Source organism: Amycolatopsis sp. NPDC059657, assembly GCF_042734395.1.
Lineage (GTDB): Bacteria > Actinomycetota > Actinomycetes > Mycobacteriales > Pseudonocardiaceae > Amycolatopsis.
The window spans coordinates 58,957-72,127 of the sequence record NZ_JBHWEB010000014.1; the positions used below are offsets into that span (position 1 = coordinate 58,957).

A 13,171-nucleotide genomic window follows, 5' to 3' on the forward strand; every position below is an offset into this window, starting at 1 on the left:
CTCAGTAATCCCGGCGCCGCCTCGTGACGATCATGTCAAGCTGGTCGGGACGCAGGGTCGGCGTGACGATCGGGACGACCGGGCGTGCCGACGCCGGGCGCAGTATCCAGTGCTGGACCAAGGTCGCGAGCAGCAAAGTCGCCATCGTGATCGCGAAATGATCGCCAGGACACTGATGTGGCCCGTCCCCGAACGGCAGGAAGGCGCCGGGTGACAACGATTTCCGCGCGTCCGGCAGCCACCGGTCCGGGTCGAACCGTTCCGGGTCGGGGAAACTCTCTCGCCGCCGGTGCAGCAGATAGAGGCACACGAAGACCGACGTGTGCGCGGGCAGCCGCCGCCCGCCGAGGTCGACTTCGGCGATCGTGCGCCGCGCGAGCATCCACGGCGGCGGATACATCCGGAGCACTTCGGTGATCACCCGTTGCGTGTATCGCAGGCGCGTGAGGTCCTCGACGCGCGCGGGCCAGCCTTGCAGCGCTTGGTCGGCTTCGGCCTGGACGCGCTGCTCGATCTCCGGGCGGGTGGCCAAAATATGGAACGCCCAGCACAGCGCCGAGGTGACCGTCTCGGTACCGGCCAGCAGCAGGCCCATGATCTCGTCGGAGACCTCGCGGTCGGTCAGCACCGGGCCGAGGTCGTCGGCGCAGCGACTGAGCAGCATCGACAGCACGTCGCCCTGGTCGAGGTTGTCGGCGTGGCGGTGATGCGCGATGGCCTGGCCGAGCGTCGCGCGTACCTTGCCGAGTGCGCGCCTGGTCCGTTTGTTCCGCCGGACCTGCAGGATGCGCAGTACGCCGAACGGGTCGTACATCGCGCGCGTGACGCCGTCGAGCGCCTGCGGCAGCAGCCGCTGGAACTCGGTGATCGCTTTCGCGTCAAGTCCGGCGCGGACAAGGGTCCTCGTGACGACGGTGTAGGTGTACGCGCTGATCTCCTGCTCCAGCGCGAGCCTGCGGCCGTCGTGCCAGAACACGCTCGCGTCCAGCGCCGCGGTGGTCATCGCGGCGCCGTATTCGGCGGTGCGGGCGCGGTCGAGCGCGGGCCGCACCAGGCGGCGGCGCAGCCGGTGCTGTTCGCCGCTGGTGGTGAGCGAGGTGCGCCCGAGTATCCGGGCGACCTGCTCGAACTGGGCGCCGCGGTCGAACTTCGCCGCGTCGGTGACCAGTACCTGCCGCACCAGGTCGGGGCCGCTGACCAGGTACCACGGCCGGGGGCCGACCCGCAGGACGGCGAGGTCGTCCTGCGGGTCGGCGGCGGCGATCAGGGCGAGCGGGCGGCGCAGCAGCTTCACGGTGTGCCCCACCAGCGGCAGCGCGCCCGCCACGGTCGGCGGCGCGACGGCGGTCGTGGTCACCTCGACCCCAGCGGGCCTTCGAACGCCAGCTCCTCACGGCGGCTCCATTCGTGGGTGCCGCGCATCAGCCAGCACATGGTCTCGACGGAGAGGTCCACCGCGACGTAGGCCGCGGCGGACGCTCCCATCGACTCACACAGCGCCGGGATGCCCTTGCGCAGGCGCTCGAACCGGTGAATCCGGTGTTCGATCATCTCCCGGACGGTGACTATCACCTCCCCACGCGACTGCGCGTATTCGCTCTCCAGTGCGAGTACGACATTGTGGATATCGCCGCACGCCTCACCACGCTCGACCGCGTGCACGTCGTTGAGCAGGCAGACGGTTTCGGCGGTGATGTCCCGCATCTCCCGCAGTTGCCGGCATTCGGCGAGAAACGCCGGGATCTCGGTGTGGTTGACGCGTTCGGCGAGGTCGAGCAGCACGTAGACGATCACCGCGACGCGCCGCAGTTCGAGCAGTCCGTGCAGGGCCGGGAGGGTGCCGCTGACCCGGTTCTGCGCCTCGGTGACGTTGGCGAACAGGTAGTCGGCCCAGTTGTGCACCGCGCGGACGCGCCAGGTCTCGGACATACCGAGACAGCACTTCTCCCACAGCTCACCCAGCGCGGACTCCACCGGCGTCGGGTCCGGGATCGGCGGCGCGTGCGGCCGCCGCCGGATGACGCTGAACAGCCTGCGGCAGACCTGCGCGACCGCGCCGGGATCCTGGCCGAGCAGGCCGTCGAACTGGTCGTCGCAGAAGAAGAACAACGCCACCAGGTCGGACGCGAGTTCCAGGTCCTCCGGCCAGGCTTCGGGGTAGAAGTGCGCGACGGCCTCCGCGACGCGCGAGTGCACGTATCTCGCGGCGTCTCCATCGTCGCGCACGATTCCCTTGCCGCGCAGCCAATCCATCGTGTGCGCACGGGCGCGGTCGAGATGCGGGTTCTGTTTGACGGTGAACGGCATGTCGAGACTCAGGGCAAGCGGTGGCGGCGTTTCGGCCACCGAGCCCATGCGCTTGCGCCGCGCTTGCACCGCGGGCGGCCAGACCACCCGGAAACGACCAGTCACCTCGTTCACACCCTCACCATCCGCAATGTCTCCAACCAGCGATCGGCTTTCACCAGTGCTGCCGGCGCGAGGTCACCGTCGCGCCCGCAGGCCACCACCACCGCGCGCATCCGGCGCAGCAGATCGTCCACATAGGACTTCGGAACGAAACCGGGGTCGTACAACGCAGCCAGCCGCAGCGACGACGACTCCTGGCGCGTCGCCACCGCGAGGTGCGCGGGGACCTGCAGCACGCGCCCCGTGAACCCCTCCTGGTACTGGTCGCGACGCTGGACCGAACAGCCGGTCAGCCGCAGTTCCGTCAGCGGGACCAGGCTTTCGAACACGACCGACTGGGACCGGCCGAACACGTCGAGCATCTCGGGCAGCGCCCGGCACAGCCCGAGCATCGGCACGCTGTCGTGGCGCAGCGCGTCGTGCAGTTCCCTGCCGTGCACGGTGAGCAGGTCGGCGAAGGACAGTCCGGCGTCCACCCGCTCGCGCAGGAACACCGCGTCGAGGAACAACCCGACGGTCCTTTCCAGTTCGGCACTGCGCCTGGCCGCGTTCACCGACAGCAGCCGCACGTCAGGATCGTCGGTGTCGGCGGCGATGATCGACGCGAACACGGTGTACAAGGCGGTGTACAGCGTCGCGCGGCGCGCGCGGGCGAGCCGGAGGAACGGCTCGGCCTCGTCCGGGGGCACGAGGATGCTGTGCACCTCGGTGCACGGTGGCTCGGACAGGATCTCCAGGTATTCGCTCGGCACCAGCTCGACCGGCTTCGCACCCTGCACTTTCCCTGCCCAGTATGCGATGTCGGCCGGGTTGATCGGGTCGCGGGCCGACGGCGTCGCCGCGTGACGCACCTGCGCCCGGTAACTCGGCGGCGCGGGCAGGTCAGGGCCGCGACCGGTGACGATGCCTTCGTAGAGCCGGGTCAGCTCACGCTCGATCAACGCCATCGACCAGCCGTCGGCCACCAAATGATGGATGCGCAGGGAGAACAGGGACTCCACATCGGACACGCGCACCAGCTCGGCGGCGAACACCCTGCCCGACGCGGGATCGAGCGGTTCGTCCGCCTGAATCGCCCGCAGCATCTTGGCCGCGTCCAGTCGCTCGGCGTCGGCGACGCGCAGCGCGCCCGTTCGCGCCTGGCCGACGCGCTGGTGACCGTCTTCGAGGTGGCCGCCGGGCAGGTGCAGACTGGTACGCAACGCTTCGTGCCTGCTGGCCAGCTCGTCGACGGCTTCCGCGAGCACGGCGGCGTCCAGCGGACCGCGCACGCGGTAGCTGATCGTCAACGCGCAGTCCGGGCCGGCGACCATGCCGCTGCCGAGCAGCGAATCGTGGCCCCACAGCAGCAATTGCGGCACCGTCAGCAGGAGCCGGTCGTCTTCATCGGGCACCTCGACCGCGACGACGGCGGGTTTCAGCTGGGACACGCTCAGCCGTCCGGCGAGCAGTTGCGGCGTCGGCAGGTCGAACACGATCCGGATGGGCAGGCGCACCGCGAACTCGGCTTCGATCAGGACCGCGGCACGGACCGCGAGCAGCGAATCGCCGCCCAGCTCCACGAAATCGTCGAACCGGCCCACCCGGTCGATACCGAGGAGTTCGGCGAAGATCTCGGCGACCCGTTCCTCGATCGGCGAGACCGGCCGCGCGTAGCTCGTACCCAGCTCTGGCCTGCGGCCCGGTGGTGGCGGCAACGCGTCGTAGTCGACTTTCCCGTGCGCGGTCAGCGGAAGCTCGGCGAGCACGACGTACTCAGATGGCCGTTCGTGCGCGCACAGCAGCTGGGTCACGTACTCGCGCAGCCCCGGCACGAGACGCTCTCGCGCGTCTGTGACGACGTGCCGGTGTATCGGGTCTGTGCTCAGGCAGCGCTCGGGAACGACCTGGCCGGAATTCGGCCACCGCACCGTCCACTCGGCCGGGCCGGGGCGATGGAACACCGCGTCCAACGCTCCGTCGGCCAGCCCCGCGGCCCGCGAAAGCCGCAGTTCCCAGCCGAGTTCCGCGGCCAGGTCGGCGAGTTCCTCCGGGTGCACGGCGACGCGTTCGGCCTCGGCGGCGAGCCACCGCAGCCCACCGCAGTCCGGCTCGCCGAAGCCGGGCTGGGCGAGCGCGTCGCGCACCGCACACGCGCCTGCCGTGCGCTGATTCGTGATGCCGAGTACGCCAACGGTCTCACTGGTGCTCGTCAAAAGCTTTCGCAGCGCGCGCGAGTCGAGCGCGTCATCCGCCCAGAACCACCAATCGTCCAGTTCGAGCGTCTCGGGCTCGGTGTCGAGGTGCAGCACGACGTCGAACCGGAAATCCGTCATCTCGGTACGCCCGCGGCCACACCGGGGCCGGACCTGGAGGTCGGCGTGCCGCCCGAGCGACGCCACGGCGCGCGCGAACCATCGCGCGTCCAACCACAGCAACGGGTCGAGATCGAGCCGCTGCCGCAGTCGCTGCTCGAGCACCTGGGCCGGCACGTCCTCGTCCGCGGCCGCGAGCACGACCGACGCGTGAAACGCCTCCCGCAGCCCGAGATCCAGGATGTCGCCCAGAATCACGCGCCCGCCGCGACGGCACGCGCGGACGGCGCCTTCGAGCACATCGGCCAGGAAAGCGGGGCTCGGGAAGCGCTGGGGCACGGAGTTGCACAGCACCAGATCGAATTCGGCTGACCGGTCCCGCAGCGCGGCTCGGGCATCCTCACAGCGCAGTTCGACTTGATCCATCCCGGACACTCGCGCCGCGAGGACGTCCAAAGCGTCCGAAGAGACGTCGGTGCCGACATAGCGAGTGCACTCCCCCGCCAGCCGGGTCAGCAGCAAACCGGTGCCACAGCCGAGTTCGAGGACACTGCCGACCGGCCGTTCGCCGACCAGTCCGACGCTGTGGTCGATCCACTCGCGCCGATCGCTGATCGGCAGGCGCTCGCCGGTGTAGATGCTGGTCAGCTCGACCGGCTCGGGATCACGCTGCCATTCCGGGGTCACGTAGGCGACGAGCCGGTCCTGATAGTGGCCGGGCAGTGGCCTCGCGACGACCACCGCCTGGCGGACCGCCGGATGCGACGCGAGCGTCGCGGCGACACCAGAGGGTTCGACGCGGACCCCGTGTATCCGGGCCTGGTCGTCGAGCCTGCCGCGCAGTTCGAGACGGCCGTCGGGACGCCAGCGTCCGATGTCGCCGGTGCGGTACAGGAGCTTGCCCGCTTCGAGCGGATGCGGGACGAAGCGCTCGCGGGTGGCGTCGGGATCGCCGAGGTAGCCGTCCGCGAGCGCGGTGCCCGCGACGCAGACCTCGCCGAACAGGCCAGGCGGCAGTGGACGATCCTCGTCCAGCACCCAGAGCTGAGTGTTGGCGATCGGGGTGCCGACCGTGATGTCCTCGCCCGGCCGCAGCGTCACGCCCGCGCACCAGCCACTCGTCTCGGCAGGCCCGTATTCGTTGACGAGGTCTACCTGAGGCAGCCGCGCGTAGTGCTCGGCGACCAGGTCCGGCGGGCACGGCTCACCGGAGACGACGATCTGCCGCAGCGATGGCGACGGATGCTCCACCGTGGGCAGTACCGAGCGGTAGAGCGACGGCGTGACCATGGTGTGCGTGACGGTTCCCGACCGCAGCACCTCCGCCAGTTCACCGACGGCACGCACGGGATCGGCCGACAACAGCCGCAGGGTGCCGCCGGACGCCAGCGTCCACCAGATCCCGGCGAGACTGGTGTCCACCGTCATCGGGGTGAGAAAAGCGAACTCCCCCACGGGGAATTGGTACCGAAGCAACCGCGCCTGCGTCGAATTCGCGATCGCGCGATGGCTGACCATCACCGCCTTCGGCCGTCCCGACCTGCCCGAGGTGTGCATGACGTACGCGAGATCGTCCAGCGATGGATCGGGACACGGCGCGACAGAGGCACTGCCCGCGTGCAGCCACGGCTCGACGAAACAGATGCGCCGGATCGCCGGGTCGATCTCCCGGTCGAGCCTGGCGAGTCCCACCTGGTCGGTCATCAGGAACGGCGCGCCGAATCCGCCGAGCACCTGCTCGAGGACCGCCACTGGCGCTTCTTCGGCCACCGGCACGTAAACGGCGCCACGCGCGAACACGGCGGCCTGCGCGACCACCGCGGCCACCCCGCGCGGCAGCACGCACACCACCGGGCTGCCCCGGCCGACGCCGCGGGCACGCAGGCAGGACACGGCACGGTCGACCTCGCCGATGAGCGCGCGGTAGGTGAGCTTCCGTTCGGGGGTGGCGAGCGCGACGGTGTCCGGACGCAGCCGGGCGGCCCGGCGCAGCAGCGCGGGCAGCGACAGCGCGGGGAAGCCGGCCGCGGTGTCGTTCCAGCGGCGCAGGTCGTCGAACTCGGGCATCCGCACCTCCATGGCTCGCGTCTCCAGTCGAGCGTATGGAGGATTTGCGCAGCGAAAATCCAGAGCGGACTGGCCGAAAGTGCATAGCGGACCCACCGCCGGATGTGCGTGTCACCCGTACGGCGCAACTCCGTCACCCCGAATGGCGGGCCGGGGCGTGACGGCGCGGGGCCATGACAGGGGTGTCCGGCACACTGGGGAGGTGAGCGACGCGAACTGGTTCGACGGTCTGGTGCCCTGGAACGAGCTCGCCGGCCTCGCGGCGGTGGGCCGGTCCCTGCTGCCCCAGGTGCCGACGAGCCCGGCTTCGGCGCTGCGGATGGCGAGTGAACGGCTGCTCGGGCGCCGGATCAGCACCAAGGTCGGCGACAACGACGTCGACCTGACCCTGACCGCGCTCGACTACCAGGCCGATTCGCTGCGGCTGGCCACCGGCAGGCTCGGCGACGTCCGCATCGTCGCCGAGGACATCACCTGGCCGGACACCCCGGTCAAGCGGCTGACGGTGATCGCGGGCGACGTCCGGTTCCGGTCGCTGCCGACGCCGACGGTCAAGCCCGCGTCGGTCGAGATCCACATCCTGGTCGAGTCGCACGTGCTCCGTGAGCGGGTGGCCGAATTGAAGCCAGGCGTCCAAGCGGAGCCCGGCGACGACGGTTTGCTGGAGATCCGCTGGGCCAAGCACCCACGCTGGGGGTACGCGGAGCTGGAGCCCACGGTCGGCGAAGAGGCGATCCTGCTGCGACCGCGGGCGCTGCACGTGTTCGGCCTGACCTTCCACAAGCTGCCGCGGCGGTTCAAGCCGATCACGCTGCCGCTGCCCGACCTGCCGCCGGGCATCCGGCTGGCCGGGATCGAGACCCGCAACGGTGACCTGATGCTGCACACCGTCGCCGACCAGTGGCCGGAGCGGCTTTCGAAGATCCCGCTGCCGGAGCTGGTCGGCTGGATGACCACGGCGGCATTGACGCTGACGCTGCCCCGGCTCACGCCGAAGAGCCGCTGACGCATTCGATCACGCGGGCCAGCCCGTTGCCCGCGGTCATGGTGAGCACCGCGATGCCGATGACCCCGTGCTCCGGTGCCGGCGATGGCTGCCAGACGGCCTGCAGCAGACCGTCTTCTTCGACGGGAGGCGACCAGCCGTCGAACCCGAAGCGCCCGACGAGCTCCGCGAGGAACTCTTCGGGTGTGCTCTCGCTGATTTCGGTCAGGTCGAACCCGACCCTGGTCACGTCCTCGCTCGCGGCGGTCACGAGCACCTCGTCGGCCCCGCCGAGCAGGTCCGCCAGCCTGCTCGTCTCACCGCGGACGACGTCCTCGTCACGGCTCGCGATGAGGACCCAGACCTCGGCCCACGCTTTCCTCAGTTCCCGCTCGAACCCGGCTTCCGCCATTCGCTGCGGCCCCTTGCACCCTCCGGCGACCATCGCCGAACGTTTCAGGATATGGGTTCGGGGGTGGTTCGCACCACCCCCGAACCCAGATCACTGGCGCGCTACGGGTAGCTGACCACGTTGACCGGCTTCGTGTCCGGCGGGGTGACCGCGCCGGTGTCGTTGATGACGTGGCTGATCGTTCCCTTGTAGCCCAGCGAAACCGTGAGCAGGTCGTGGAAACGGACGCCGGTCCGGTTCGGGACCTCGTATGAGTGGTAGAGGTTCACCGAGGGGTTCGAGTTGAAGAAGCAGTAGCTGCCCAGCCCCCAAGCCTCATGCGACGTCACGTTGTCACTGACCTTGTAGGCCGCGTAGCCATTGCGGCCGTTGGGATCCTTCCACGAGGCCTGGTTCGGGACGTCGTAAGGGATTTCGTTCTGGTAGAAGTACGTCTTGCCGCCGTTGCCGTTCCAGACGGTCTGGTACTTCTGGTAGTGCTCGACGAACAGACCGTAGAACGTGACGTTGTTGCCGTTGACCACCAGCCCGGTGTCGGCCGTGTTGTCGTACCAGCCGACGGGGACCCCGTCGTCACCGTGATCGGCCCGCCAGATCCAGCTGTGGTCGCCGATGACGTTGTTGCTGTTGATGACCAGGCTCGTCGTCGCCTTCGCCACGGTCGCACCGCCGATGCGGAAGAACACGTCGTGCAGCGAGGTCGGGTTGGCCGAATGGTCCGCCGACGCACCCGCCTGGCCCACCTGCATCAGCGTCTGCGAGTTGGTCGTGCCTGCGTCGATGAGCACGCCCGCGACCTTCACACCGTCCACATCGGCCACGGACATCGCCATCACGCCGTTGTCCGGGATGACCGTCGCCAGGCCGAGGCCGAGCACCACGGTGTCCGGCCTGGTGATCCGGATGGTGTCGTTGACGTGATAGACGCCCGGCGTGAACAGCAGGTTCTTTCCGGAAGCCAGCGCCGCGTTGATGGTCGCGGCCGACATCCCCGGCTTCGCGATGAAGAACTGGTCGATCGGCAGCGACGAACCCGGCGCGGTCCCGTTGGCCCACGTGGTGCCCGAGGCGTTCGTCTTCAGCGACGGCACGAAGACCTTGTACGCGCCGGCGTTGTCGACATAGAGGAACGGCTTCTCGCGGATGACCGGCGCCTGGCCGACCGTGGTGTACGGCGGGCTCGGGAAGGTGTTGCCCGGCGCGCCGTTGACCCCGACGAAGACCATGTTCCAGTTCGAGCCCGCCCAGCTGCCGATCTGCGAGTTACGCGTGATCCACTGCTGTTGCGAGCCGGACCGCACCTGGCCGTCGACCTTGACGTCGGACATCCAGCCACCGCTGGCCCAGCCACCATCGTCGAGGATCAGGTTGCCGCGCACGTGCATGCGGCGGTACGGGGCGGCCTGCGAAACGGCCCAGCGGTCCGAACCGCCAGTCGGGGTGACCGAGAGGTTCTCCGCGCCACGCCAGAAGTTCTGGGTCGCGTTCTGCGGCGGGAACCAGTCGGCTTCGACGTGCACCGCGCCGTTGATGTTCACCGCGTCCGGCGTCAGGCCGAGGCCGAGCACCTGCGTGTAGAAGCCGACGTTGACGTCGACGTTGTACGAGCCGGGCTTGAACAGCAGCGCGTACCGGTTCGAGCCGAACTGGTTGCGCTCCTGCTGGCCGAAAACATTGTTCAGCTTGCCCTGGATGCTGCTGCTCGACATCGACGGGTCGAAGGTGAGCACGTTCGGGCCGAGGTCGGGCTGGCCGGGGTCCGGCGGCGTGGTGCCCACCGGGTCGAGCCGGAACGACTGCGCGCCGGTGCCGTTGCAGGTGTACTGCTGCAGCTGGACGCTGTCCGCGGTGGACGCGCCGGGCACGTCGAGGCATTTGCCGCTGTTGCGGTTCACGAAATGGTAGGTGCCGCCCGGCTCCTCGACCGCCTGCCACTGCTGGTTGTTCCCGCCGCCGTAGGCCCACAGCTGGACCTTGGCGCTGTCGGCCGTCGAAACGTCGGTGACATCCCAGCTCTGCGCGAGGTTCAGACCACTGTTGACGCGGAAGTAGCCGCCGACGGCCTCGAAGGTCCACTGCTGCGCGACGCTGGAGTTGCAGGTGTACTGCTGCACGGCCGTGGCGTTGGCCGCGACGGCGCCGCGGGCGTCGACGCACTTGCCGCTGCCCAGCCCGGTCACCGTGTACGCGCCGCCCGGCGTGATGGCGGCCTGCGCGACGGGCGCTGAGACCAGTACAGCGGATCCGGCTGCGACCACGGCCGCCGCCCAGAGCGCCGTTCTCCTGCGAGAGCGGGAAAAACCTTGTATGCCGAACACAAGACCTCCTCAGCGCCGTGCGTCATCGCACTCGCGAGGATGTTAGGGCCGTCACATCGCGAAGGTCAATATACAACTAAAAATAAGTCATGAAAGATGATCATCGGGTTTACTGGGGACTCCGCCGCGCTCCGCCGTCACCGCCGCGCCGAAACCCCGGCGTGGACCATATGGTCGCAAGGAGTCGCAGATGCGCACCCGCCCCCTGTTCGCACTACTGGCGTCATTACTGACCGTCGCCGCACTCGCCACGCCGGCTTCGGCCGCGTCCGGCCGGACCCACATCGTCAAGGTCGGTCCCGGACTGGCCTATCACCCCGAGACCGTCAGCATCCGGGTCGGGGACACCGTGAAATGGGTCTTCCCCGGCCCCGAGTTCCACAGCGTCCGAGGTGGTCTGGACCCTTCGAAGCCCTGCAAGAACGCGTGGGGCATCAACAGCGGCCCGAGGCACAACGGCCAGACGTATTCGTACACCTTCACCGGCCCGGCGACGCGGCGGATCATCCAGTCCGACCACGACGGTCAGTGCTACCAAGGGATGATCGGCTACGTGGACGTCGGAGAGTAGCCGGGGAACACATGTTTGGGTGACGTCATGCCGGGGCATTTTCCCGGCATGACCACTTGGCGAAGCCACAGAAGCAGCAGCCGCACGACCGCCGCACGGGTGATCACCGGAGTCGGCGCTCTATTCGCGGTCATCGAAGTCGTCTACATCCTCATGATCATCGCGGGCGCGAACGCGGGCAACGCGTTCTACGGGTTCATCCGCGCGCTCGCCGTTCCCCTCGCGCTGTTCTTCCCCGGCCTCTTCCCGGTCGACAACGCCGCCATCCGCGCGATCCTCGACTACGGTCTGGCAGCGGTGTTCTGGCTGGTGGTGACCGGCTTCATCGCGCGGATGCTCGGCCGCTGATAGCGGTACTTTTGGTGCTTGATCAGGTCTAGACCTTCGGTGACTATGGCTGTTCACACACTGTTCAGCCCACTGAACAGCCCCTGATCAAGGAGCGTGGACATGACGCTGGACAGTCTCGGCGTCAACACCACCGAGCAGCGGGTCTATGAGGTACTGCTGCGCCATCCGGATGTCACGCTGGCGCAGCTCACCGAACTGACCCGGATGACGGCGGAGCGGCTGCGCAGCCTGGTGAACTCGCTGGCCGACAAGGGAATGCTGAGCCGCACCCCCGGCAGGCCGACCAGGCTCGTCGCCGCACCGCCCGACATCGCGGTGGAGATCTTGGCCTTGCGCAGGCGCGAGGAGATCGAGCGCGCGAGGCTCGCCGGAGCCGCGCTCGGCGCGCGGTTCCGTACCGAAGGCGGACCGGTGTTGCAGGTGGTACGCGGACGCGAGGCGATCGCTCACCGATTCCGCCAGCTGCAACAGGTCGCGAAGCAAGAGGTGCTGATCCTCGACAAGCCGCCGTACGTTGTGGAGCCCGACGAAGCGCAGGACAAGCTGCAGCGCGACAGCCAGGCACGCGGCGTCCGCTACCGGACGATTTATGACCACAGCACCCTGGACCAGCCAGAACGCCTGGATTCACTGCGCCGGTTGACGGCATGCGGCGAGCAGGCGCGAGCGATGACCGGAGTGCCGACGAAGTTGGTGATAGCCGACCGTCGGCTCGGTCTTGTTCCTTATGAACTGCCCAGCGACCACCAGGCGGTGCTGTTGCGACCGTCCGCGGTGCTCACCGGCCTGGTGACACTTTTCGACCAGCTCTGGGATCGGGCCAGCCCATTGTGGCCGGACAGCTCGACCGGCGCGCAGATCGGCGCGGACGACCAGCAGTTGCTGGCACTGCTCGCGGCCGGGCTGACCGACCAGGCGATCGCCCGCAAGCTCGGCGTCGCGCAGCGGACCGTGGAGCGCCGGGTGCGCCGCGTCATGGACTCGCTCGGCGCCCGCACCCGCTTCCAAGCCGGCCTCCAGGCGGCCATCCGAGGCCTGCTGGGACCTCCCTGAGCGGGAACCCCTAGTCATTCAGGGGGTGTTCCGCGTGAACAGGGGCTTCCGTTGATCGTCCACTCGGCGTCACGATCGAGGGCAACGTGAACGAGGCGACGGCGGAAGGACAGGTCAGATGAAGGTCGGCGATCGCTGCGCTCTGCTCCACGAACTGCGGATCGGCCAAGGCCGGGAACTGGTCGTCTCGGTGCCACCCGGGCTGCAGGGCGCGATCGAGAACGTGGCCACCAGAGAAGGTGACCTTGAGCTGGCCGAGCGGGGAGTGGCGAGCGCGATCGCCGTTTACGACCAAGCCAGAGCGGCCGTTTCGGAGCAGCTCTACGACTTCCAGGCGACGCACGCGATCCCGGGGCTGGACGTCGAGCTGACGCTTAAGAAGGCCGAGACCGAGAGCACCAACGAACTACGCAGGCACATTCTCAAGGTCGCGGGCCCCAACCACGAATGTGTGGTCAGCAAGGGGCTGCTGCGGCTGAATTTCATCCGCTCCCGCGTGCGTGACGCCGAGGCGAAGCTCGCCAAGGTCCGCGCGGCGCAGCCGATCTACCGCGTCCGCCTCGACAACGGCATGGTCATCGAGGCGGCCGCGGATCACTGGTCCTGAACGGGTCGTGAGTGTTGGGCGCCGGTGGGGGCCGGGGGACCACAACCCCCAGCCAAAAAAGGGGGGGGGGGCAGGGTTAAGTTCCCCAACGTGTGGGCGAAGCC

The 13,171-nt window shown here is 68.8% G+C and carries 10 protein-coding genes; 5 read left to right on the top strand and 5 right to left on the bottom strand.

Annotated features, from left to right (window positions below; all coding sequences use genetic code 11):
• Nucleotide 1: 1 nt before the first annotated feature.
• From ACFV15_RS10405 to ACFV15_RS10415, 3 genes are read right to left on the bottom strand one after another with little or no spacing between them, the layout of a single operon-like run.
• The gene (locus tag ACFV15_RS10405) at nucleotides 2-1,357 is read right to left on the bottom strand and encodes a cytochrome P450 (protein ID WP_378349921.1); all 1,356 of its coding nucleotides are present in this window, start codon (nucleotides 1,355-1,357) and stop codon (nucleotides 2-4) included.
• Nucleotides 1,354-2,412, bottom strand: coding sequence for a hypothetical protein (locus ACFV15_RS10410; RefSeq protein WP_378349922.1), 1,059 nt, complete (start codon nucleotides 2,410-2,412; stop codon nucleotides 1,354-1,356). The genes ACFV15_RS10405 and ACFV15_RS10410 overlap by 4 nt, the downstream gene beginning before the upstream one ends.
• Before the next feature lie 5 nt (nucleotides 2,413-2,417).
• Complete coding sequence (locus tag ACFV15_RS10415; RefSeq protein ID WP_378349923.1) at nucleotides 2,418-6,770, bottom strand: amino acid adenylation domain-containing protein; 4,353 nt, start codon at nucleotides 6,768-6,770, stop codon at nucleotides 2,418-2,420.
• Between the two features lie 202 nt (nucleotides 6,771-6,972).
• Here ACFV15_RS10415 and ACFV15_RS10420 point away from each other — a divergent pair, with 202 nt between their 5' ends.
• Nucleotides 6,973-7,776, top strand: coding sequence for an LmeA family phospholipid-binding protein (locus tag ACFV15_RS10420; RefSeq protein WP_378349924.1), 804 nt, complete (start codon nucleotides 6,973-6,975; stop codon nucleotides 7,774-7,776).
• Here the strand turns inward: ACFV15_RS10420 and ACFV15_RS10425 are convergent.
• Both ACFV15_RS10425 and ACFV15_RS10430 read right to left on the bottom strand, forming a co-directional pair.
• Nucleotides 7,757-8,167 carry a hypothetical protein gene (locus tag ACFV15_RS10425; RefSeq protein ID WP_378349925.1) on the bottom strand — a complete coding sequence of 137 codons (411 nt, stop codon included), beginning with the start codon at nucleotides 8,165-8,167 and terminating at the stop codon, nucleotides 7,757-7,759. The genes ACFV15_RS10420 and ACFV15_RS10425 overlap by 20 nt on opposite strands.
• Nucleotides 8,168-8,268: 101 nt before the next feature.
• Entirely contained in the window at nucleotides 8,269-10,425 is a 2,157-nt protein-coding gene (locus ACFV15_RS10430) for an RICIN domain-containing protein (protein ID WP_378349926.1), read from the bottom strand.
• A 250-nt stretch (nucleotides 10,426-10,675) separates the two neighbouring features.
• On the opposite strand from ACFV15_RS10430, the gene ACFV15_RS10435 reads away from it, so the two are divergent.
• The 4 genes from ACFV15_RS10435 (at nucleotide 10,676) to ACFV15_RS10450 (ending at nucleotide 13,067) form a co-directional block, all read left to right on the top strand.
• A complete protein-coding gene (locus tag ACFV15_RS10435) occupies nucleotides 10,676-11,056 on the top strand; it encodes a hypothetical protein (protein WP_378349927.1) in 381 nt (126 codons plus the stop codon).
• Nucleotides 11,057-11,104: 48 nt separating this feature from the next.
• Nucleotides 11,105-11,404 carry a hypothetical protein gene (locus tag ACFV15_RS10440; RefSeq protein ID WP_378349928.1) on the top strand — a complete coding sequence of 100 codons (300 nt, stop codon included), beginning with the start codon at nucleotides 11,105-11,107 and terminating at the stop codon, nucleotides 11,402-11,404.
• 102 nt (nucleotides 11,405-11,506) lie between these two features.
• Nucleotides 11,507-12,460 (top strand): TrmB family transcriptional regulator, encoded by a 954-nt coding sequence (locus ACFV15_RS10445; protein ID WP_378349929.1) that lies wholly within the window; start codon nucleotides 11,507-11,509, stop codon nucleotides 12,458-12,460.
• A gap of 118 nt (nucleotides 12,461-12,578) precedes the next feature.
• Nucleotides 12,579-13,067 carry a hypothetical protein gene (locus tag ACFV15_RS10450; RefSeq protein WP_378349930.1) on the top strand — a complete coding sequence of 163 codons (489 nt, stop codon included), beginning with the start codon at nucleotides 12,579-12,581 and terminating at the stop codon, nucleotides 13,065-13,067.
• Nucleotides 13,068-13,171: the final 104 nt, after the last annotated feature.

Coding starts and splice junctions, on each gene's coding strand:
- ACFV15_RS10440 (WP_378349928.1), top strand. CDS start 11,105: ATGACCACTTGGCGAAGCCACAGAAGCAGCAGCCGCACGACCGCCGCA.
- ACFV15_RS10445 (WP_378349929.1), top strand. CDS start 11,507: ATGACGCTGGACAGTCTCGGCGTCAACACCACCGAGCAGCGGGTCTAT.
- ACFV15_RS10415 (WP_378349923.1), bottom strand. CDS start 6,770: ATGCCCGAGTTCGACGACCTGCGCCGCTGGAACGACACCGCGGCCGGC.
- ACFV15_RS10450 (WP_378349930.1), top strand. CDS start 12,579: ATGAAGGTCGGCGATCGCTGCGCTCTGCTCCACGAACTGCGGATCGGC.
- ACFV15_RS10435 (WP_378349927.1), top strand. CDS start 10,676: ATGCGCACCCGCCCCCTGTTCGCACTACTGGCGTCATTACTGACCGTC.
- ACFV15_RS10425 (WP_378349925.1), bottom strand. CDS start 8,167: ATGGCGGAAGCCGGGTTCGAGCGGGAACTGAGGAAAGCGTGGGCCGAG.